This window comes from Microcoleus sp. AT3-A2 (assembly GCF_036705685.1).
Lineage (GTDB): Bacteria > Cyanobacteriota > Cyanobacteriia > Cyanobacteriales > Microcoleaceae > Microcoleus.
In genome coordinates this window covers 13,925-36,950 of record NZ_JAUBVF010000040.1, presented here as the reverse complement: position 1 = coordinate 36,950, position 23,026 = coordinate 13,925, and the positions used below count along the sequence as shown (strand labels likewise).

The 23,026-nt window shown below is 45.3% G+C and carries 17 protein-coding genes; 11 read left to right on the top strand and 6 right to left on the bottom strand.

Annotated features, from left to right (window positions below):
- Position 1 precedes the first annotated feature (1 nt).
- The 3 genes from QUB37_RS20135 (at position 2) to QUB37_RS20125 (ending at position 9,391) form a co-directional block, all read left to right on the top strand.
- Complete coding sequence (locus tag QUB37_RS20135; RefSeq protein WP_333165370.1) at positions 2–2,320, top strand: tetratricopeptide repeat protein; 2,319 nt, start codon at positions 2–4, stop codon at positions 2,318–2,320.
- Between the two features lie 180 nt (positions 2,321–2,500).
- Positions 2,501–3,793, top strand: a complete 1,293-nt coding sequence (locus QUB37_RS20130) for an ATP-binding protein (protein WP_333165368.1) — start codon at positions 2,501–2,503, stop codon at positions 3,791–3,793.
- A 402-nt stretch (positions 3,794–4,195) separates the two neighbouring features.
- Positions 4,196–9,391 carry a PAS domain S-box protein gene (locus QUB37_RS20125; protein ID WP_333165366.1) on the top strand — a complete coding sequence of 1,732 codons (5,196 nt, stop codon included), beginning with the start codon at positions 4,196–4,198 and terminating at the stop codon, positions 9,389–9,391.
- A gap of 152 nt (positions 9,392–9,543) precedes the next feature.
- Here the strand turns inward: QUB37_RS20125 and QUB37_RS20120 are convergent, their stop codons facing one another.
- Positions 9,544–10,107 carry a Uma2 family endonuclease gene (locus tag QUB37_RS20120; protein WP_333165364.1) on the bottom strand — a complete coding sequence of 188 codons (564 nt, stop codon included), beginning with the start codon at positions 10,105–10,107 and terminating at the stop codon, positions 9,544–9,546.
- 263 nt (positions 10,108–10,370) lie between these two features.
- On the opposite strand from QUB37_RS20120, the gene QUB37_RS20115 reads away from it, so the two are divergent.
- The gene (locus QUB37_RS20115) at positions 10,371–11,756 is read left to right on the top strand and encodes a lipid-A-disaccharide synthase-related protein (protein WP_333165361.1); all 1,386 of its coding nucleotides are present in this window, start codon (positions 10,371–10,373) and stop codon (positions 11,754–11,756) included.
- Positions 11,757–11,979: 223 nt separating this feature from the next.
- On the opposite strand, the gene QUB37_RS20110 is transcribed toward QUB37_RS20115, so the two are convergent.
- Positions 11,980–12,771: a 2-phosphosulfolactate phosphatase family protein gene (locus QUB37_RS20110; RefSeq protein WP_333165359.1), complete on the bottom strand. Its 792-nt coding sequence runs from the start codon at positions 12,769–12,771 to the stop codon at positions 11,980–11,982.
- A gap of 110 nt (positions 12,772–12,881) precedes the next feature.
- On the opposite strand from QUB37_RS20110, the gene QUB37_RS20105 reads away from it, so the two are divergent.
- Positions 12,882–13,775, top strand: a complete 894-nt coding sequence (locus QUB37_RS20105) for an EI24 domain-containing protein (RefSeq protein ID WP_333454158.1) — start codon at positions 12,882–12,884, stop codon at positions 13,773–13,775.
- 3 nt (positions 13,776–13,778) lie between these two features.
- On the opposite strand, the gene QUB37_RS20100 is transcribed toward QUB37_RS20105, so the two are convergent.
- Complete coding sequence (locus tag QUB37_RS20100; protein WP_333165355.1) at positions 13,779–14,033, bottom strand: hypothetical protein; 255 nt, start codon at positions 14,031–14,033, stop codon at positions 13,779–13,781.
- A gap of 474 nt (positions 14,034–14,507) precedes the next feature.
- On the opposite strand from QUB37_RS20100, the gene QUB37_RS20095 reads away from it, so the two are divergent.
- Entirely contained in the window at positions 14,508–15,239 is a 732-nt protein-coding gene (locus QUB37_RS20095) for a DUF7873 family protein (RefSeq protein ID WP_333165352.1), read from the top strand.
- A gap of 461 nt (positions 15,240–15,700) precedes the next feature.
- Positions 15,701–16,630, top strand: coding sequence for a serine/threonine-protein kinase (locus QUB37_RS20090; RefSeq protein ID WP_333165350.1), 930 nt, complete (start codon positions 15,701–15,703; stop codon positions 16,628–16,630).
- Here QUB37_RS20090 and QUB37_RS20085 read toward each other — a convergent pair.
- The 3 genes from QUB37_RS20085 to QUB37_RS20075 all read right to left on the bottom strand — a co-directional run bounded on the left by QUB37_RS20085 (position 16,624) and on the right by QUB37_RS20075 (position 18,896).
- The gene (locus QUB37_RS20085) at positions 16,624–17,250 is read right to left on the bottom strand and encodes a J domain-containing protein (protein ID WP_333165348.1); all 627 of its coding nucleotides are present in this window, start codon (positions 17,248–17,250) and stop codon (positions 16,624–16,626) included. The two genes, QUB37_RS20090 and QUB37_RS20085, sit on opposite strands and share 7 nt — an antisense overlap.
- A gap of 130 nt (positions 17,251–17,380) precedes the next feature.
- A complete protein-coding gene (locus tag QUB37_RS20080; RefSeq protein ID WP_190741966.1) occupies positions 17,381–17,974 on the bottom strand; it encodes an ATP-dependent Clp protease proteolytic subunit in 594 nt (197 codons plus the stop codon).
- Positions 17,975–18,236: 262 nt separating this feature from the next.
- Positions 18,237–18,896, bottom strand: a complete 660-nt coding sequence (locus QUB37_RS20075) for an ATP-dependent Clp protease proteolytic subunit (RefSeq protein WP_333038231.1) — start codon at positions 18,894–18,896, stop codon at positions 18,237–18,239.
- A gap of 405 nt (positions 18,897–19,301) precedes the next feature.
- On the opposite strand from QUB37_RS20075, the gene QUB37_RS20070 reads away from it, so the two are divergent.
- The 4 genes from QUB37_RS20070 (at position 19,302) to thrB (ending at position 22,843) form a co-directional block, all read left to right on the top strand.
- A complete protein-coding gene (locus tag QUB37_RS20070; RefSeq protein WP_333165343.1) occupies positions 19,302–20,537 on the top strand; it encodes a VWA domain-containing protein in 1,236 nt (411 codons plus the stop codon).
- Between the two features lie 222 nt (positions 20,538–20,759).
- Positions 20,760–21,326: a Uma2 family endonuclease gene (locus QUB37_RS20065; protein WP_333165341.1), complete on the top strand. Its 567-nt coding sequence runs from the start codon at positions 20,760–20,762 to the stop codon at positions 21,324–21,326.
- 3 nt (positions 21,327–21,329) lie between these two features.
- Complete coding sequence (locus QUB37_RS20060) at positions 21,330–21,821, top strand: tetratricopeptide repeat protein (protein WP_333165339.1); 492 nt, start codon at positions 21,330–21,332, stop codon at positions 21,819–21,821.
- 89 nt (positions 21,822–21,910) lie between these two features.
- Positions 21,911–22,843, top strand: a complete 933-nt coding sequence (gene thrB / locus QUB37_RS20055; protein ID WP_333165336.1) for a homoserine kinase — start codon at positions 21,911–21,913, stop codon at positions 22,841–22,843.
- The last annotated feature ends 183 nt before the right edge of the window (positions 22,844–23,026 follow it).

Sequence of the window (23,026 nt, the reverse complement as noted above, 5' to 3'; positions counted from 1 at the left end):
AATGAATTCGGAAACAGCACAGGTGAATTTTCAGCAACAGGCAGAACTTTATTTAGCTACAGGCAACTTCGATCGAGCGATCGCACTTTGCCAACAAGTTTTGGAATCTGAACCCAACTCTGCAGAGACTTGCAAGACCTTGGGGAAAGCGCTGCAAGCTCAGGGTAAACTAGAAGACGCAAGGTATTGGTATAAAGTTGCGATCGCCCTGCAACCAGATTTTGCCGAAGCTTTTGCTAACCTCGGCACTCTCTGCGCTACTTTGGAACAGTGGCAAGAGGCGATCGGCTGTTACCAAAAAGCCATCTCCCTGCAACCAAACTTTGCAGGATTTTACCGTAATTTGAGCCGGATATTTACCCAAGTCGGTCAAGCTGAGGAAGCAGCAGACTGTTGGTATCAAGCACTGATCGTGGAACCAATAGAAATAGCAGAAGAATATCTCGATTTAGGTAATACTTTGCTAGTCCAAAATAAGCCAGAAAGAGCGCTAGTTTGTTACCACCGAACCATTTTTTTAAACCCGAGTTGTTGCGAAGCTTATTGCAAAATAGCAGAAGCTGCTAGCGACTTGAAACAGTGGGACGAAGCTATTGTTAACTATCGCAAAGCGATTAAACTCCAGCCGGATATTTCAGAATTTCATTACAAATTAGGAAATGTTTTGCAAGCTAAGGAGCTTTGGCGCGAAGCGGAGGCTGCTTACCGAAAAAGTATTGATTTAAATCCCAATTCTTTTTTGTCATACTACAACTTAGGCAGCGTGCTGCTCAATTTAGAAAAATGGCAAGAAGCTGCGATCGCCTACCGCACGGCTGTTGAAATTAACCCGGATTATTCTTGGTCTTACTACAGCATCGGTACAGCTTGCGATCGATTAGAAGAATGGTCTGAATCCGCCGCCGCTTACCAGCGCGCTACTGAAGTAGACCCGAATTTTTTCGCAGCTTTTCACAAGTTAGGAGATGCTCTTTTTCAACTAGAAAAATGGTCAGAAGCTGAGGCTGCATACGAACGGGCGATCGCACTCAATGCGGATTTATTTTGGTCTCATTATAACTTAGCTTTGACTTTAGTTAAACTTCAAAAATTTGCAGAAGCAACGCTCGCTTATCGGCGGGCGATCGCACTCAATCCAGAATTTTCTTGGACTTACCACAATTTAGGAGAAGCACTGTTAAAAACCCAACAGTGGAAAGCCGCAGCTACGGCTTACCAACGTGCTATTGAACTTAATCCCACTATTTCTTGGTCTTATTACAATTTAGGCGATGCTTTGAGTGGAAGTCACGCATGGAACGATGCTGTTTCCGCCTACCTTTGTGCGCTTCAAATCGAGCCGTCTCTACCGAAAATTTACATAAAGTTAGGTGAGGCTCTAATTAAAAGAACTCCGGTAGATTCAGATGTAGCAACTAGCTACTATCACCACCAAATGCAGCCCCTGCACGCTCCTGAATTTTACTGCAAAATAGCCCAAAAGTTTGCTGAGAGCGATCGGCTTAACGAAGCCATAATGTTGTACTTGATGGCATTAGAAATCAGACCCAAAGATCCAGAAATTTCCCAAAAATTAGAGGATATTTTAGAAAAACAGCGTCAAACAGGGGAATCTACTCTATTATTAGAGTTAGAAGCTAAGGATATTCGCGATCGCTATATCGCCCGAGTCGCCAAAGGCAAGACTTTTGCAGAAGTCGGCGGCTTGTGGGGAACTGTCAGTGAAAAAGTATCTGTAGCTAGCAAATACGGTGCAGTTTCTCTGACAATGATTGATGCCATGCCGGCATCCCTCCAGTGGTGGCAAGATTTTCACGATCGCATGACAAGTTTAAATATTGCTAATTATCACTGTATCAATCAAGATATCACTCAGATTCAGGTTGCAGATATTGGCGAGCCTTACGATTTAGTTCACTGTGCAGGAGTTTTGTACCATCACCCCCATCCGTTGCAGATTTTAGTTGCTTTACGTCAGATAACTCGCGAGCATTTAATTTTCACTTCAGCTATCACCCAAGAAGTTATAGAAAATGAGTGGGGACGCTATGAAATTCCCGCTTCTGGAGTAATGTTTATTCCCGCTTTGGACGACGCAGAACGAGCTATTTTAACAGCTTACTGGCGGACATACATCAACAACAACCAACTTATAGGGATAACTGAGAAAGCAGTTTTTGACATGAACAATTTTGCGGCGTGCTGGTGGCTACCTACAGCTACTGCTTTAGAAGCTATGTGCGAAGTCGCGGGATTTAAAGTTTTAGACAAAGGATTGACTTGGGACAATAATGCTTTGACTCTGCTGCTGGGTATTTGAGGATTGGTAACAAAGAATAACAGGACTTGCTTGTGCACAAACAGCTAAACACCCGGTTTATGAGCTGATTTCTTGTTGTTTTTCTCATATTTCTACTAAAAACCGGGTGTTTTCTGTAAGTCATAAATAAAATAGCTACAAACATTTTTTGTGAAGAAAAGAGCAACAGGGAAATAATTAATGAACAATCACCAACCAGGGACGCCATTAGGAAACATTTTAGTAGTAGACGATACACCAGAAAACCTCCGTCTGTTGTCTACGATGTTGACTCAGAGGGGGTACACTCCCCGCTGCGTGATTAACGGAAAAATGGCTTTGAGAGCCTGCAATTCTAATCCACCAGATTTGATTTTGCTCGACATAATGATGCCGGAAATGAACGGCTATGAAGTCTGTCAGCACTTGAAAATAGAAGCAAAAACTCGCGAAATCCCGGTAATTTTTATCAGCGCTAAAGATGAAGTCTTTGACAAAGTAAACGCATTTGCTGTGGGAGCTGTTGACTATATCAGCAAGCCATTTCAGTTTGAAGAAGTGCTCGCACGCATCGAAAGTCACCTCAGCCTGCGGAATTTACAAAAGCAGCTAAAAGAACAAAATATGCTGCTGCAAGAAGAAATCACGAGCCGCTTAGCAGTCGAGAAAACTCTTCAGGAAAAAAACCAAATTTTGCAACAAGAAATCAGCAGCCGTCGTGCTGTTGAAAAAGCTCTGCAAGAGCAAAATTTGGTACTCCAACAAGAGATATCCCACCGCCAGCGCGCCGAATCTGCTCTATTAAAATCTAACCAAGAATTGGCGCGTTCAAATGCAGAACTAGAACAATTTGCTTATGTGGCTTCTCATGACTTGCAAGCGCCTTTAGCAACCATTGCCAGTTACGCTCAACTTTTAGAAAAACGCTACAAAGACCAACTCGACAGCCAAGGTAGTAAGTTTATCGGCAATATCGTTCAGGGCTGCACCAGAATGCAAACTTTAATTGACGATTTACTCGAATATTCGCGCGTTGGCCGGAGTCGGAAACCTTTTGAACTGACAGATTGCAATCATGCAGTCGAGCAAGCACTCGCGAACCTGCAAGGGGCAATCCGCGAGACTAAAGCCCTTGTCACCTACAGCGAATTACCCGCGGTAATGGGGGATATTTCTCAACTCGTACAGCTATTTCAAAATTTAGTCAGCAATGCGATTAAATATCGCCACGATGCACCGCCTGTGGTTCATATTACCGCTTGCAAACAGGAGGAAAACTGGTTAATTTCTGTCTCAGATAATGGAATTGGTATTGCTCCACAGCATCAAACACGCATCTTTCAAATTTTCCAGCGCTTGCACACTCAAAGAGAATATTCTGGGACAGGTATTGGTTTAGCAATTTGTCAAAAAATTGTGGAACTTCACGGCGGATGTATCTGGGTGGAATCGGAACCGGATCAAGGTTCAACTTTTTACTTTACTCTCGCTTAATCGAGACATACTTCAAAAGGTATAAGCTCCAAAGTAGGTAAAATGTATTATTTTATAAACTTTCACTCCTAACCTAGAAGCTACAATGTAGAAGTTAATACTGTTTAATAGTTGAGATGAAAGCATTGAATAATTGGGAATAACTGTGACTATCGGGTTGGGGAGAGTGGCTACAGTTGGATTATTTTTTAAATGGTATAAATGGCAAGTTAGAATATAAATTCTTTTCCGTTGACACTATACTTAGTGCGTGATATAATCTTAATTATTAAACATAAATTTTGTAGCGCTTGCTTACCCCCAATCTGACAGTTGATGTAAGTGTACGTGCAATTGAAGGACTTCCATAAAAATACCAGGTAAAATTCAAGTTAGTTTAACAGTTTATTGATTATAGATATTATGAAAGCAGTTTTTAACTTAGCTTTGCCTCCTATCTGCTTTAAAGTTTTGTTAGTAGAAGACAACGCTCAGGAAGCTGAGCTGATTGAATATTTGCTGTCAGAAATTGGCGGCGCGCAGCGTATAGTGCTGACGAAAGTAGAGCGCCTCAGCGAAGCGCAGCAGCTATTGAATCAAGAAACTTTTGACATAATTTTATTAGACCTTTCACTGCCAGATAGTCTGGGAATCGAGACGGTGGCTCGGGTACAAGAGTACGGGGTAAATGTGCCGATCGTAGTTCTGACCGCCCAAAACGACGAAGAACTTGCGCTGCGGTTGATTTCGGTAGGCGTACAGGATTATTTGGTAAAAAGAAAAATCGACAGCGAACTGTTAATTCGATCGCTCCGTTACGCCATAGAACGCCAGAACAGTCAAGATGCTTTGCGAAAAAGTGAAGAAAAATATCGCTCGGTGGTGGAAAATTCCCTGATCGGCATTGCCATCATCGCTCCAATTATTGACAGCGAAATTCCTCTAAATTGCCACTGGATAGAAGTTAACGATGCCCTGTGCAATTTGCTGGGCTATGAGCGCTACGAACTCGTGCAAAAGAATTGGCTAGAGTTGACTCATCCAGAGGATTTGGAGGCTAATTGTGAAAATTTTTCTCAGATGTTAGCAGGTAGGCTCGACGGTTACATCTCAGACAAAAGGTGGCTCAAACAAGACGGCGAAATAGTTCATACGCGAGTTTCCCTGCGCTGCATCCGTCGCCTGGACGGGTCTATCGACCGGATAATCGAAGTAGTGTTGGACGTGAGCGATCGTTACCGCTACGAAGCCAAACTGAAAGCGTCAGAAGAATTTTTAAACCACACCATAAATGCTACGCCAGACCCAATTTTTGTCAAAGACGAGCAACACCGCTGGATGATATTAAATGATGCTTTTTGTCAGTTGGTCGGCAAATCGCGGCAAGAACTGATCGGCAAATCAGATTATGACTTTTTCCCAAAATCAGAATCTGCTGTTTTTTGGACAAAAGATGAAGAAGTGTTGACAACTGGTGTCTGCTTAGAAACCGAAGAAAAATTTACAGACTCGGCAGGGAAAGAACACATAATTTCTACAAAAAAAAGCGTCTTCAAGATAGCAGACGGCAGTAAAGTAATAGTGGGTACAATTAGAGATTTTACCCAATACAGACAGCAACAAAAAGCCCTGGAACAAAGCGAAGCTCGCTTTCAAAAATTGGTAGCTAATCTGCCGGGAATAATTTATCAATTACGAATGTCAGCCACTGGAAAAATGTCTTTCCCCTACATCTCTTCAGGCAGTCGGCAACTCTACGAATTAGAGGCAGAAGCAATAGAGCAAAATGCGGAACTGATTTCCAATGGAATTCACCCAGACGACCTCTTAGATTTAAAAGCATCGATCGCAATTTCAGCCACTACGCTGGAACCTTGGCAGCAGCAGTGGCGGCAGACTTTACCATCTGGAAAAGTTAAGTGGATGCAAGGAGCTGCGAGACCAGAAAGGCTCAATAATGAAAGCAAATTTGGCAGCGAAGGCGATATTCTCTGGGACGGTTTAGTGATGGATATCACTGAATTAAAGCAGGCACAAACAGAGCGTGATCGTTTTTTTACCATCTCCTTAGACTTGCTTTGTATTGTAGGTTTTGACGGCAATTTTAAACGTTTAAACCCAGCTTGGTCAACAGCTTTAGGCTACAGTATTAGTGAATTGTTTGCCAAGCCAATGATCGAATTTGTTCATCCAGACGATCGAAAAGCTACCGCAGCCGAAGGAGTAAAACTAATAGCGGGTACGTCCAGTATCTCCTTTGAAAACCGCTACATCTGCAAAGACGGTTCTTACAAATACTTCCTGTGGACGGCATCGCCATTTAGCGAAGAAGGTTTAATCTACTCAGTCGGTCACGACATTACCTCTCGTAAACAAGCAGAGTCCCAACTCCAGCGCCAAGCAGTAGCAATGGCCGCTGCTTATGACGGAATCGCCATTTTTAATAATAATAAAGAATGTATTTATTCCAACGACGCTTATCTCAAAATGTACGGTTTGGTCAGCCCTAGCGAACTGTATGGGAAGAAATGGAAAATGCTCTACAGCAAAGCCGAAAATTTATTTTTTGAACTACAAATAATGCCGATGCTCCTGCAAAAAGGGTACTGCAATATAGAAGCAATCGGTCAGCGCCGTGACGGTACTAAGTTCCCTCAAGAATTGTCGCTGACGATGCTTGTCGGTGGCGAAATCATTTCTATAGTCCGCGATATAACTAATAGAAAACAGGTAGAATCTGCCCTGCGATCGAGCCAGCGCCGCTACCAAACTTTAGCAGAAGCATCGCCAGTTTGCATATTTCACACCGACACCTTGGGAAATTGTCTTTATGTCAATAAACGGTGGAGCGAAATTACGGGATTAAACGCCGAATTAGCAGCAGAAATTGGCTGGATGAATGCCATACATCCCGATGATGTGGAACGGGTAAAAAATGAGTGGCATCGAGCAATTATTGAGAAAATTCCCTTTAAATCAGAATACCGCTTTCAGCGTCCAGACGGTCGGGTAATTTGGGTGATCGGTCAGGCAATTGCAGAAATCGGAGACAAGCAGGAAATTAAAGGCTATATCGGCACTATTACTGATATTAGCGATCGCAAACAAGCAGAATTAGATTTGCTACGAGTTACTCAAGCGGTGGAAAGCACCAGCGATGCGATCGGCATTGCTGACTTGACAGGGCGATCGCTCTACCACAATCAAGCCTTTGTTCAACAGTACGGTTACACCGCAGAAGAACTAAACACAGCAGGCGGATTAACAGCAATTTACCCCCAAACTAAAGTGCTGCTAGAAATGTTTAAAACGATCCGTAAAGGCAAATCTTGGCAAGGCGAACTCAAAATCAACACTAAAAACAATGAACTGGTAACAACTTTATTTCGCGCCGACGGCATTAAAGATGAAACTGGTCATTTAATCGGGTTAGTGGGAGTAATTACCGACATCACCGAACGCAAACAAGCGGAGATGGTTCTGCAGCAGCAATTAAGGCGAGAACGGCTAGTAGTTGCCATGCTTGATCGCATTCGCTCCTCCCTAAATTTAGAAGAAGTCCTGACAACTGCTGTCGAACAAGTGCGGCAATTTTTGCAAACAGACCGCACAGTTATTTACCGATTTAATCCCGACTGGAGCGGTATTGTAGTTGTAGAATCCGTAGCAAAAGATATAATTTCACTGCAAAACTTCGACAATTTGGATACGTGTTTTAGAGATAAATTTGTTGACATTTACCAGCGAGGTCATATTCGAGCTATAGAAGATATTTACGGGGACAATTTGAGCGAATGTCACATCAAATTTCTCGAACAATTGGAAGTTAAAGCTAACTTAATAGTGCCGATTTTACAAACACGAGAAAGCATTTCCCAAGTCCAACCGACGGCAGAAAATCAGCTCTGGGGACTCCTGATCGCCCACGATTGCAGTGGCCCCCGTTCCTGGGATTCCTCAGAAATAGAATCCCTCCGGCAATTGTGCGTGCAATTGGCGATCGCGATCCAGCAATCGACGCTATTTCAACAAGCACAAACGGAAATTGTCGATCGCAAACTTGCAGAATCGGCCCTCCAACAAGCTGCATTAGCCGCAGAAAGCGCCAACCGCGCCAAAAGCGAATTTCTTGCCAACATGAGCCACGAACTACGCACGCCTTTAAACGGGGTTTTAGGTTACGCTCAAATCCTCAAAACCGACAAAGACTTAAACTCAGATCACCAAGAAAGTCTCAGCAATATTCAACAGTGCGGTCAACACCTGCTAATGTTAATCAACGATGTGTTAGATCTTTCCAAAATTGAAGCTAGAAAAATGGAACTCTACCCGGAAGAGTTGAATTTTCTAAATTTTACGAAAAATCTTGCTGATCTGTTTCAGATGCGGGCCTCTCAAAAAGAAATTTTATTCCATTACGAACAAGTCTCTCCCCTGCCTAGCTGCGTTCGTGTCGATCCAAAAAGATTGCGCCAAATTCTCATAAATTTACTCAGCAATGCCGTTAAATTTACTAACAGCGGCGGTGTGACTTTCAAAGTCGGCTATGTCGGCACAGGGGCCTGGAGTCAAGGGCAAGGAGAAAATTATCAGTTCTCGACTTTGAGTTCGGAACTGAAACAAAATTATATGCGCTTCGCCCACAATCCGATCGCAGCCAAACACGCTTTAAAAATCCGCTTTCAAGTCGAGGATACCGGCACAGGAATAGAGCAAAGCAAGTTAGAAGAAATATTTTTGCCTTTCCACCAAGTAGGAGGCAATACGTTTGTTGAAGGTACAGGTCTCGGACTCTCGATTAGCCAGAAATTAGCGAAACTAATGGGTGCCGAAATTCGCGTCCACAGCACTTTGGGAAAAGGCAGCACTTTTTGGGTAGATTTAGAATTGCCAGCAGCTAAACGGTACTTGGAGGTGTCTCCTTTGCAGGAAAAACGCTGGCTTGTCGGTTTTATCGGCAACAAGCGGAAAGTGCTAATCGTGGATGACAATCAACTGGATCGCGATTTGTTGTGCAGGCTGCTGCTGCGTTTGGGATTTGAGGTTGCAGAGGCCCAAAATGGGCAAGAATGCCTCTGGAAAACAGTTGAATTTCAACCGGATGTGATTTTAATGGACTTGCGGATGCCTGTAATGGATGGCTTAGAAAGTGCCAGAAAACTGCGGCAGTTGCCGGAAGTAAAAGATGTTGTGTTAATCGCTATGTCAGCTAGCGTTTTCGAGGCTACGCAGCAAGATAGCATCCTCGCAGGGTACGATGCTTTTCTACCCAAACCGATCGAAGCAAATCACTTTTTGGAACAGTTGCGCGTGCATTTGGGACTAGAATGGATTTATGGGGAATCTTCGGAAAACAACAAGCGCAAAACTCCCAGTTTGTCACCAGCCTCTGATTTTCCTGCTTATTCTTCTCTGTTACCTGCGGCTTCTGAGTCAGTAGCAAAACTTTTGAAACTCGCAGCTATGGGCGACATTGAAGAAATTTTTGAGGAGAGTGCTAAGCTGGAGAATTTAGAACCTAATTTAGTGCCGTTTGTCTCGAAGCTGCGCCAACTTGCTAAGGGATTTCAGCTCAAACAAATTCGGAATACTTTAAAGCAATATATCGATGGTCAGTAGTCAGTGGTTATACCAATTCACTATGAAGATACACTAAATGAGGCTGATGTCTTTCTTGTTGGGACTATATTTTTAGCGTTAATTAAATGCAGCTTCATAGTGAATTGGTATTAGTAGTGATATCATGTGCGGTCGCTCGCTCGGACATGATATCACTCTAATAGCCAACCAAATAATTCTCCTACTGTCAGTTGCAATTCCCTGGCAAAAGATGGCATGGGCAATAACTGTTCCGGTTCGTCAAACACCTCCGTTGATTGAGTCGGCCGATATACAAAAACCGAGCGATCCTCTGGATCGATTAACCAACCCATTTGAGTTCCATGTTGGAGACAATATAAAATATTTTTAGTAACTTTAGTTTGGCTTTGGTCGGGGGAGAGGATTTCAATTGTCCAATCCGGGGCGATCGCAAACACATTTGCCACACCACCATTTTCTTTACGGGGAATGCGCTCCCAAGTGAATACACTCACGTCTGGAACGATCGCTCGACCGCCAAAAATGCACCGTAGTTCTGGAAATGCTCGCGCCACCTTTTGAGGTTTGAGAGTAGCATTAGCAGCACTTGTCAACTCGCCTTGAATGACACTATGTTCTCCTTGAGGCATGGGTTTTTGAATGATTGCACCGTCAATGTACTCGCTGGCTGGTTTGGTTTCTGGCAACTTCAGAAACTCTTGGAGAGTCAAAGATTTTGGCAGGGTTTGTACCATCCGATTTTACCTATAAAATAGAGTTTCATCTGCTATTTTACCAAAAAGTTCCGGACTCGTGCGATCGGCGATCCACTTACTTCTTGCTTCGGCTATACCACCTTGCATCCTGCGGCTAATCTTGCTTCTATCTAGCAATCCTAAATGAGTCGTAAATTTTTGACCCCACCCCAACCCTCCCCTTATCAAGGGGAGGGAGTAAGAAATTCACAAATGATTTAGGATGGCTATATATTCAGAGACAGTTTTTGAGAGAGTTGGGATTGAAATTACTTTGCCTCAGTAACGGCCACGGAGAAGACGCGATCGCCCTTCGCATCTTGCAGGAACTACAACAGCACCCGCATCCGCCAGAATTAGCCGTGTTTCCGCTAGTGGGTGAAGGGCAAGCTTTCGCTCAACTAGAAAACGCCCGCATCATCGGCCCGGTGCAGCGGATGCCTTCGGGCGGCTTTATTTACATGGACGGGAGGGAATTTTTGCGCGATGTCAAAGGCGGCCTGCTTCAGTTAACCATCGCTCAGTTTAAAGCCATCCGCGCTTGGGTGCGGACCCAACAACAGTCTGGGAATCAAGACGGCGTTATTTTAGCCTGCGGGGATATTGTACCGCTGCTGTTTGCTTGGCTCAGCGGCGCGCCCTATGCCTTTGTCGGTACTGCTAAGTCCGAGTATTATTTGCGGGACGAGGATGGGCCTCTGGCTCGCAAATCTAGGGTCTTTGGTGGGTGGGGCTTACCACGATCGGTTTATTTGCCTTGGGAGCGCTGGTTGATGACTCGATCGCGCTGTCGAGCCGTTTTTGCCAGGGACGCGCTGACGGCCGAGACTTTACAAAAGCTGGAAATTCCCGCTTACAATCTCGGAAATCCGATGATGGACGGACTCGAACCGGAAAACCCAGCCGGTTTTTACGGCCCTGACGCAGAGTTTCGGGAAATGGAGCGATCGCTCATCATCACCTTACTCCCCGGTTCTAGAGCGCCGGAAGCCTATGCTAATTGGCTGCTAATAGTAGAGGCTGTAGCCGGAATTTTATCGCTGTTTGCCGATCGCAAATTGTTATTTTTCGGAGCCATTTCTCCAGAGTTAAACTTAGAAGCTTTGCGACCTAGTTTAGATTTTTTCGGCTGGCGACAAGACGGGGAAATTAGAACGCAGCGGCGTGAAGGAAGTATTTTGCGACCTCCAGTTTCTAGTGCTCAAGAAATTCGGAAAGAATCTCCTAATTTGTTATTGCCCTTGACATTTGTGCAGAGAAACGCCACGATGATTTTGACTCAGCAAAGTTTTAACGATTGTTTGTACGAAGCCGATTTAGCAATAGCAATGGCCGGAACGGCTACAGAACAATTTGTAGGTTTAGGAAAACCGGCGATCGCCATTCCCGGAAACGGCCCGCAATTTACTTTCGCTTTTGCAGAAGCTCAAAGTCGCCTGTTAGGCCCGTCATTAATTTTAGTCAAACATCCCGCTGAAGTTGCCGGCGCTGTGCAGTCTTTGCTCCGCGACCCCGACAGGTTACAGCTAATCGCTGAAAATGGCTGGCGACGCATGGGAGAACCCGGTGCAGCAGCCAGAATTGCCGAGTGTTTAATTCAGCGGTTCGGCGGTGAAGACAGCAATTCTCAATTGCCGACCATACACTAGGGACACAACATTAGTTATGCCCCTACCCAATATCTTTACTTTTACTTTTTAAACAAAAATCTCGTTGGCTAACTACTAACTACCGTTGTCTGTAGTGAGGAATGCAAGTCCTCTGATTTTCATGAGGACTTGCGTTCCGATCCTGCAAACCAATTTTATTGTGGTTGTTAGAGTAGGGTGTGTTCGGCCGCGCACCTTACTAATACACCACTCGCAGAAAAATTTAATTCACCGTTTTTTCCGAAGATTGATCCCAGAAATTAGCTTGAGGAATTTTAAAATCCGACTTAACCAAAACTCCCGGTTCTCGCTGCACCGGCAGCACATCTAAAGTATCCGTTTGCGCGCAATATTTTAAATCTTCAATAACACCTAAACCGAGGAGGCGCTGGCCGTGGCTGGCTCTTTCCAACAATTCGTGCAACCTATCTTGCCAGTGCAAATAAAGAGCAATAGCCCCAAATACTTCATCGTTACCAGCAAAATCGCTCGCAGGAATACCGCTTTCTGCTAGGAGAGTTTGGGCGATCGCACCAGCACAAACCGTATCTTCCAACGAATAACTTCCTTCCCAACCAGAACCCACAATCCAAATAGTTTCCGGCTGTTTATTTAACAAAAACTGCACCACAGATTTGCGGTTAATCAAAGCCGCCGTTAACACAGTTGCAGCAGCTTGCACTCGCTGCAGAGCCCGAGTACCGTTAGTTGTGCTGATAAAAATTCGCTTCCCAGCCACCTTTTCTGGCGTGCAGTCGAGGGGGGAATTCCCCATGTCAAATCCGTCAACTTTGCCGCCGCCGCGCTCTCCAGCGCGAATCCGCTTATCTGCAGGCCATTTTTCGCTCTCGGCCATGAGCTTATCTAAGTCGCTGAAAACTTGGACAGCTTCCGCCCCATTATTCAGGGCCGTTGCCATTGTCGTAGTCGCCCGCAGCACATCAACTGCGATCGCGCAAGCCGGCATTTTGTCGGCTGGCGTAAGTTCCGGGGTATGGTAAATAAAAAGCTTCACTTTTGGGCAACCTGCGATAAATCCTCATCATTAATAATAATGGAAAGTGGATGATAGAAAATAGAGTCGAGTCCTCAAAAGCAGAAAATATGTCAAAAAAAGCAGAAAATATGTCAAAACAGCTAAATTCAAACCCCGCCCACGCCGCCATTACCGCACCAATTGGACTCCTCGCAGGTTTCACCTATCCTTTGCGAGCTTTTACGCTAATTTTGCAAACTCCCAAGCTGTGGACTTATGTATTAGTTCCCGTGGTGCTAAATTTTATAATTGGTATTGGTCTTTATTTAAGCTTGCTATTTCCCAGTTTGGCAGGGATAGATGTTTTGGTTGCCGATTTGTCAGTCCGATTTAATACTCTAATTGCGAGTTTTCCAGCTTGGCTGAGCTTTCTCGGCGTGTTAACAGTTGCTTTCGGCTGGCTGCTGCGCGTAGTCCTAGTGTCAGGACTTTTGCTGATAATTGGATTTTTGTTAGTGCAGTTTGGTGTGATTTTAGGTTCGCCTTGGTACGGCAAACTTTCGGAACAATTGGAACTCCTGCGGAACGGTCAATTGCCCGCAGAAGCACCAATGAATTTGGCGAGTAGTTTTAGGGATATTCAAAGGGCGATCGCCTTTGAACTGCGAAAACTACAAATTTTGTTGAGCATCGGTATACCGCTGCTGCTGCTGCATTTTATCCCTGGGGTCGGCTCTATTCTTAGCACTTTGGGTGGCGTAGCTTTGGGCGCGACTATTGTCTGTTTGGACTTTTTAGATGCACCTTTAGAGAGGCGGAGGCGACCTTTTCAGGAGAAGTTGGAGATAATTTGGGCTAGTTTGCCGGCCAGCGGGAGTTTTGGTTTGGTTTGTTTGGGTTTGGTGAGCATTCCGCTGTTGAACCTGTTGGCGATTCCGCTGTGCGTGACGGCGGGAACTTTGTTTTTTTGCGATCGCATTTGGCCGGCCCGCTTTGCCCCAGAAGAGAGAAGTATCGCTCAAGAAACTAACATTACAAATTAAAAACTAGGGAGATGCTTCTTCCTTCGGCTGAGTCTGGGAGTTAAGACCCAAAAACGGGCTTAACAACAGCCAGCTAATGAAGAAAAAGGATGCTGTAAATAGCTGGACAATATCGATCGCCGACAAGTATCCGTCAGATAATAGTGCAATAGTTCTATCTGTCAGCCCGAATATCCAAGAGAGAATCCCAAACAGCCAAATGCCTTTTTGGAGCATGGGCAAAAATGCTGAAACTTCGGAGTTTTGCTGCTGGTTCATTGATTTAGCCCTTGTTTGCGAAAAGTCTGATTAACCGGGGCACCCCAAGGGCTTAAGGATTTTTGGTGTCTCCTCGGATTCCCTTTGTTATCTATATGTTAAGAAATATTTCCCGACATGACAACGCGCCCTGAGAGGGATTTCCGCATCTATCTCCCGAAGTAGTTAGAGCGCTGACAAAGAGTGATATTTGCTACACTTTGGTAGCGAGGCTAGAGATTTTGCCGATTTTTTGAGAGATAAATTGCTGGCTACGGATAGCGGCGGGTTCTCTTGGCACCGCGCCTACAAAAAAAGCTTGTAATTTATATTGAATTATGTAATACTACAAAATAAACAAGTCTGGTTAAAGAGCGATCGTGAGTTTTGTACTGAGGACTGAAGTCCTCAAAGCCCTAAAAGCCACAGGACAAACAATTTGATTATCAAAATCAACCGGACTTGATGTGAGTTCAGCGTCAATAAAATCGAACAATGCCACGCTTAAATCAGATTATTGCGATCGAAAAAGGCATCAAAAGCCGCTCCGCCCAAGAACTAGCAGAAGCTCAAAAAGCTCTCCAGAAGCCCGCTGTGCTTTCTGGAATCTCCCGCACTTACCGTCCCAAAGACGAAGAAGGCGAACAACTGCCGCCAGAGTCCAAAAAAGTTGAAGTCAAAGCCGAAGAGATCATCCGCAAAACGACTGAAGTTTTGACCAAACTCTTCGACGTAACCGCAACTAAAGATTGGACAAATTGTAGCGCCCGCGCTGACGTAACAGTAGACGGAAACGTGCTTTTGAGCCAAGTTCCCGTCAGCTATTTGCTATTCATTGAAAAGCAGTTAGCAGATTTGCAAGCATTCATCAAAAAACTTCCAGTCTTAGATGCTTCCGAGACTTGGAACTTCGATGCTTCGGCAGACTGCTGGGCAACTGAACCGATGCAAACTCTCAAGACTTTTAAAACTCCGCGTAATCACGTTAAAGCTGAAGCTACCGAACACCATCCGGCTCAAGTCGATGTTTATTACGAAGATATTACGATCGGCTATTGGCGGACTGTCAAGTTTTCTGGAGCAATGCTGGCGCGCCGGATCAATGAGTTGCTGCAAAGGGTGGAAATCTTGCAGCAAGCTGTTATGTTCGCCCGCGAAGAAGCTAACAATTCTGAAGTTGAGGAACAGAGAGTGGGAGAGCGAATTTTTCAGTTTATTTTCCGCTAATTGCTTGCTTTTTTGATAGTTATGGTTTAAGATATAAACAGAGTACAATCTCAATCTAAAACTTCAACTTAAACCGTACAAATGTGATAGTACAGGTTCGACTCCTGTTCCTTCTACCCAAAATAGAGGGGTAGCCCAATTGGCAGAGGCAGCATTGCGTACAAATTCAACAGCAAGCTATTACTCTAAACTCAGCATTCACCGCCGATCGCTAAAACGAATGTCAGGAAAATCACATCATCGAGGTTGCTGGCTCATATCCAGCCCCCTCTACCAAACGCAGGGGGGTAGCTCAATCGGTAGAGCGCGATGCTATTAATCTTAAATCCTTGACTTAAATGTGATAGTGTGCCCAAATGGGCGGTAAATATAAACCCAGTAGTAAGGTCAGAACTGCTGGGTTTTATGCTAATAATTGAATCAATTTGTTAAATTCGTCTGTCGTGGACGTATAAAGGCCGATGATTTACTGCATCAACCCTCAATGCGAACAACGCGAAAATCCTGCTGCTGCTCAAAATTGTCAGGCTTGTGGCACGGATTTGTTAATTGGCGATCGCTATCGTATCCTTAAACCAGTGCGATCGCCCAATCCCGCACGCCCCACAGACATCTTTGAAGTTGAAGATTTGGGAACCGGGGAAAACGAATGGGGCACTGTCAAAATTTTAAAAGTCTTGAAACACACACACAATCCCGATTTAGTTCGCGTGTTCAAGCAAGAAGCGCGAGTTTTGATTTGGCTGGCCGGAAAGGGCTCAGTTCCCCAAGTCGAACCTGACGGTTATTTCCAAATTAAACTCCCTAATAATTTCCAGAAATTGTCTTGTTTGGTGATGGAAAAAATTAGCGGAGAAAACTTGGCAGAATTCTTAACTAAAAAACAGTACGTTTCTCAAAAGCTCGCTCTTGATTGGCTGCAACAAATGACCAATATTTTGCAGGAAATCCACAAATATCATGTAGTGCATCGGGATATTAAGCCATCTAACCTGATGCTTGAAGCCAATGGGAAATTAAGATTAATTGACTTCGGCGCCGCCACAGAAGCAGAGATAGAGACCGCACCCATAGGTTCTGCGGGATACGCCGCACCGGAACAAATTGCAGGTAAAGCAGGCGTGCGATCGGACTTTTTTGCCCTAGGGCGTACTTTTGTACATTTATTAACAGGCATAGAGCCGATCGACTTTCCCGTTAATGGAAAAACTGGTAAAATTAATTGGAGGAACCAGGCTGTAGATATTGACCCGTTACTCCTAGACTCGATCGACGAATTGATCGAACCGCTACCAGAAAACCGACCTGAAAATACCCAAGTTATTTTAGAAAAATTAAAAATTCACGACGCCGACCCCCTGAAAGAGGGGGACGCAACATCGCTTCAATAAATCTGTTCCAGCCTGCGAAAATCCCGCTCAACTTCCGCCCACAAAGCCCGATTGTGAGGGTCAGTTTTCACAGCCTTTTTCAAATAAATTCTCGCCTTATCAACCTGCTTTTCTCCGATCAAATGCCGTCCCCAGCGCTGATAGGCGATCGCCTGCCACTGACGCACCTCCAAATCTTCGGGAACCCGCTGGGCCAAACCCTCAATCAAGGCGATCGCCCGTGGAAACCTCTGATATTTCAGCAACTGCTGCAATTCAACATAAGCATCTTGCTTTAACTTTTCTTCCGCAGCCGACAAATCCGCATGAGATTGATCGGGCGGGTCTTTTCGAGTCACTTTCACTGCCTGCGGTTGAGCTTTCACCTCCTGATCCGGCGGTGTCCAACTAGGCGGCACAGTTGAATTGGCACCTTTCGACTCCGCAACATGGTGAGGGGCAACCTCCACCAGGAACTTATAAGCCTCAGTAATAGCAATAAACTTATTCTTAGCCTGTTCGTTTCCCGGATTCACATCGGGGTGATACTGTCTGGCTAACTGCCGATAAGAGGCTTTAACTTGCGATAAACTCGCACCAGACCTCAATCCTAACTGTCGGTAATAATCTGCAATATCCATTTAGCATGAATGAGCGTTGATAATTCCATTAAATATGGCAGAATCCTTAAATGTAAAGATTCTGCCAAAATTTACTGCGAACTAGGTTTTAGTGCGAGGGTTGCCCGCACTACGGTCGCGAAAAAACAACTTACGGACGCTCTTCGATCACTCTGTCAATCAAGCCGTATTCCTTGGCTTCCTCAGCGGACATGAAATAGTCGCGATCCATGTCCTTCTCGATTTTCTCGATCGGCTTGCCAGTATTCTTAGCATAGATATTATTGAGTTCGTGGCGCAGCCGCAGAATCTCTTTCGCCTCAATCTGAATATCCGTTGCTTGTCCCCGCGTGCCCCCAGAAGGCTGGTGAATCATGATTCGCGAGTGAGGCAAAGCTAACCGTTTTCCTTTCGCACCGGCAGCTAACAGGAAAGAACCCATCGAAGCAGCCAAGCCCACACAAATCGTCACCACGTCCGATTTAATGTGCTGCATGGTATCAAAAATAGCCATGCCTGCCGACACCATTCCGCCTGGGGAATTGATGTACAAAATAATGTCCTTACCTGAATCTTCCGAATCGAGGTAGAGCATCACAGCGATGATTTGATTGGCAATTTCATCGTCAACGTCCCTGCCCAAGAAAATAATTCGTTCCCGGTAGAGGCGATCGTAGATATTAATCCACTGAGTATCATAACCCCCCGGCATCTTGTAGGGAACTTTTGGCACACCGATAGGCATAATTCGGAACTCCGTTTAGTTGGTAGTTGGTAATTGGTAATTGGTAATTGGTAATTGGTAATTGGGAATTGGTAATTGGTGATTGGGAATCGGTAATTGGGAATCGGTAATTGGGAATTGTTAGTCATAAAAAGACTATTGAATAACTAACCAGGGTAGAAACTACTAGCCATTAACCCTTAATTATTACTCATGCCCATTCCCCATTTCCTATTACCCATTCCCCATTCCCCATTCCCCATTCCCCATTTCCAATTCCCAGTTAGATGACTCCAGCCGGCAGCGGTTTCGGCAATTCTTCAGAACTTTCAAGAACGCGATCGATCAAACCGTATTCTTTAGCTTCCTGGGGCGTCATGTACAGCAACCGATCCATATCTTTAGTAATCTTTTCGATCGGTTGGCCAGTACAGCTTGCAAAAATCTCAAGCATCGTCGCTTTATTTGCCAGCACTTCCTTAGCCCGAATTTGAATGTCGCTTGCTTGACCCCGCGTGTAAGCCTTGGGTTGGTGCAACACAATCGAAGCGTGCGGCAAACTCGCCCGAAAGCCTTTTGTACCAGCCGCTAACAGCATCGCAGACATCCCCATTGCCGAACCGAGGCAAATAGTGTGCACAGGCGGCTTAATGTACCTGATCGTATCGCAGATAGCGAAGGCTTCTGTTTCAAAGCCGACGGGTTCGCCACTGTAACCAGAAGTGCCGGTCGAGTTGATGTAGATTTTGATCGGCTTATCCGGGTCTTCGTACTGCAAGAACAACAGTTCAGCGATAATCAGTTCTGTTACCGCAGGCACCAGAGGCATCCCTAGATAAACGATCCGCTCCTTCAGCAACAGGGATGGCAAATCGGGAGGTGGCGTCCGAGAGTTCCCTTCCCCGTAGTATGGCGATTGCACTGCTTTAATGGGTGTGTTCATCAGAAAAATGAGTCTGAAACCCCGTCCTTCTAGGACGGCTTTACATTGGATTGGGGTGGAGGGGTATGGTTGCCCCTCCGTGGAGATGTGGTCTTCTCCAAAACTCCCTTACGGGTAAAGTTAGCTTCGCCAATGTTTTTAGAGCTTGTTAAACTTGCAGCACTGTTTCAGTGACCTTAAAACTGTTTAACTGCAAATGACAGGGCAGGGGACTAGCTTCGCATCCCAGGGTGTCATGACTCAAAAAACGTAGACCTCGAAAGTCTTAGGCTGGTCAGGACGGCTCGCAAGAATCTCTTACAAGCCTCATGCACTTAGGCTGAGGTTCCTGACATAACCGAAATGTTGCCTGAACTGATGGAGCTATTCTTAAAGAAATACTAACGCAATCTTTAGGTATCCCGCATGAAAGTTAGTTTGCTCCCGGTTTTAAACGACCCTAACCTTGACGCTGCTGCGCCCTCAACGCAGCGCCAGCTAGCGATTTCGGTGTCTGCGATGGCAAGCTCGATCGACTCCAGCGTACCCTTAAACCTGTGCCTGATTCTCGACCACAGCGGTTCGATGGGCGGACGCCCCTTGGAAACCGTCAAACAAGCCGCCGGACGGTTGCTAGACAGGTTGAAGCCCGGGGATCGCTTTTGCGCGGTGGCTTTCGACCACAAAGCCAAAGTCCTCGTCCCCAATCAAATTGTGGGAGACGCCAGTAGCATTAAACGGCAAATTGAGCAATTGCGCCCGGCCGGCGGCACAGCAATTGATGAGGGCATTAAGTTAGGTATTGAAGAGTTGGGCAAAGGCAAAAAAGAAGCTATATCTCAGGCGTTTTTGCTGACTGACGGCGAAAACGAACATGGCGACGACAGCCGCTGTTTGAAGTTAGCGAAACTGGCCGCCGAGTATAATATGACTTTAAATTCTCTGGGATTTGGCGATAACTGGAACCAGGATATTTTGGAAAAGATTGCTGATGCAGGCGGCGGTGCTCTGGCTCATATTCAGCGTCCTGAAGATGCGGTTGACGAGTTTGGTAAACTGTTTAGCCGCGTCCAAGGTGTAGGTTTGACTAATGCTTATTTGCTATTTTCCCTAATGCCAAAAGTGCGGTTAGCCGAACTCAAACCGATCGCCCAAGTTGCCCCGGATACGATCGAATTGCCGGTACAGCAAGAGGGCGATCGTTTTATGGTGCGCTTGGGAGATTTAATGAAGGATATAGAGCGAGTAGTTTTGGCTAATATTTATATTGGACAGTTGCCAGAAGGTACACAGGCGATCGGGCAATTGCAAATTCGCTACGACGATCCGACTGTCGGGCAAGGTTTGCTTTCCGATCCCGTTGCAGTTTCTGCTAATGTCTTGAAAGTTTATCAGCCGGCACTTAACCCAATGGTGCAGCAGCACATTTTAGCTTTGGCTAAATACCGCCAAACTCAACTCGCAGAAACTAGATTGCAACAGGGCGATCGAGCCGGCGCGGCAACCATGCTGCAAACTGCCGCTAAAACTGCTCTGCAAATGGGCGATAAAAGTGCCGCAACTGTGCTGCAAACCTCTGCTACTCGTTTGCAGTCTGGTGAACAATTGAGTGAAGCCGATCGCAAGAAAACTCGGATTGCTTCTAAAACTATTTTGAAGTAATCGCGCGATTTGAAATTTTAAATAATTTTAAATTTGGCGATCAGACAATTTGGTGATGCGAAATCGCCTCTACAAAAACGAAACCCGCGCCCAGGCGGGTTTCAATATTCTGAGTTACGCCTGCAAAAAGCGAGAGTCAGTGTAGCCCGATTGTGTCAAGCCGTGGAGCGTGTAGAAGCTCGATCGTTTAGAATGTTTGTATCACCTATCAAGAGTGCTTGTATGAGCCAGACAATATCTGATAAAGTACGCTGGACTACCGCCGATTTAGAACTATTGCCAGATAACGGCGATCGTTACGAAATTATTGATGGAGAGTTATTTGTGACCTGGGCAGCACACTGGAATCATCAAGAAGTTTGTGGTAACATTTGCATAGAGTTAAATAATTGGTCACAAAAAACAGGATTAGGAGAATCAGTAATTAGTCCAGGGGTGATTTTTACAGATGTAGATTGTGTTATTCCTGATGTGGTTTGGATTAGCAACGAACGCTTGGCTATCTTGCTAGACGAAGCGGGACATTTAACCGCCGCACCAGAGTTAATTGTTGAAGTGTTATCCCCCGGTGCAGACAATCAGACACGCGATCGAGATTTGAAACTCAGACTCTATTCGGTACGAGGAGTACAGGAATACTGGATTGTGAATTGGCGGTTGCAGCAAATAGAAGTTTATCGCAGGGAACAAGCAAGTTTAAGGCTCATTGCTACGTTGTTGAGCAATGATGAACTAACTTCCCCTTTGTTACCCGGTTTTAGTTGTTCTGTCGCTCAAATTTTTGCCTAAATTATGAAATCATCATTTTACAATTTAATTGCTACTATAGGAATCTTGACTATTTTGGGTAATGTATCCCCTGCTGTTTCTGCTGAATTTTCAGCTTTAATAGTTCAAAGAACTATTGTTCAAAATACCGCTGAAGACTTATTTAATAGCGCTTTAGCCAAATCAGAGGCTGGAGACATTCAAGGGGCGATCGCCGATTACACCGAAGCTATTCGCCTCAACCCCAACTACGCCAAAGCCTACAACAAACGCGGCATCATCCACGGCCGCAATCTCAAAGACTATCCAGCAGCTAGAGCAGATTTCGATCGCGCCATTGAAATTAACCCCAACTACGGCGACGCCTACTACAACCGCGCCAGAGTCCGCGAGTTCTTAGAAGACAAAGCGGGGGCGATCGCCGATTATCAAAAAGCAGCCGAACTATATCAAAAAGACGGCAATACCAACGATTATCAAGATGCCATCAAGCATCTTCAAATGCTGCAAGAATAAATGGCTTTTGAAAACATAGTATAATACCTGCGATCGGCGTTCATCCGCATTCATCTGCGGTTAAACATTCCAAATCCACCATTCAAAAAATGCCCGAAACTTCCACCGTCACCGTCACCGTACCCGCCACAACCGCCAACCTGGGCCCCGGATTCGACTGCATCGGCGCAGCTTTAAGCCTCTACAACCGCTTCCAATTCTCCCGACTCGAACCCTCAGCAACAGAGAAACTAAAAATTACTGTTACAGGCCAAGAAGCCGCCAAAGTCAAGACAGATGACAGCAATCTCGCTTATCAAGCTTTTCTTAAGTTATACGATCGCCTGAACCAATCGCCACCACCTGTAGCCATACATATAGATATGCAAGTGCCGCTGGCTAGAGGTTTAGGAAGTTCCGCCACAGCTATTATCGGTGGGTTAGTCGGTGCAAATGAATTAGCCGGAAAGCCTTTGAGTCAGGTGGAAGTGATGCAATTGGCGATCGAACTTGAAGGACATCCCGACAACGTTGTCCCCGCTTTACTGGGAGGATGTCGCCTCGCTGCTAGCAATACACCAAGCGGTTCCTGGGAAATTTGCGATATTCCCTGGCATCCAAATATTGTGCCCGTGGTAGCCATCCCCGATTTTGAACTGTCTACAGCCGAAGCCCGCAAAGTTTTGCCAGCAGATTACAGTAAGGCTGACGCGATTTTTAATGCTGCACACCTCGGTTTGCTAGTGCGGGCTTTGGAAACGGGCAATGAAAACTGGCTGCGCTGTGCCCTCCAAGACAAAATTCACCAACCTTATCGGCAATCTCTGATTAAGGGATATGAAGCGGTGCAACAAGCTGCCCTGAATGCAGGGGCCTATGAAATGGTAATTAGCGGTGCCGGGCCAACGCTTTTAGCTTTAACGGATGTGGCTAACGCCGTTGCTGTTGAGAAAGCGATGGCGGCTGCTTGGATGGAATTTGGGGTAAAGGCTGAGGTAAGGGCGATCGGTCTTGATACTCAAGGCGCGCAAGTCTCCCTTTAGTTATTCCACTCCTGGATACCCAACATCTACATAACCATGTTTTGTAGGGGCAATCTCCCGTGGTTGCCCCTCTCCATGGAAATATTAATATTTCTATTCTCTTCCTCTCTCCTTCAAATCTCTTGAATATCAACTCAAGTCTCTTGTCGATAACTTCTGCCATTCCCTCTACAAAATTTTACC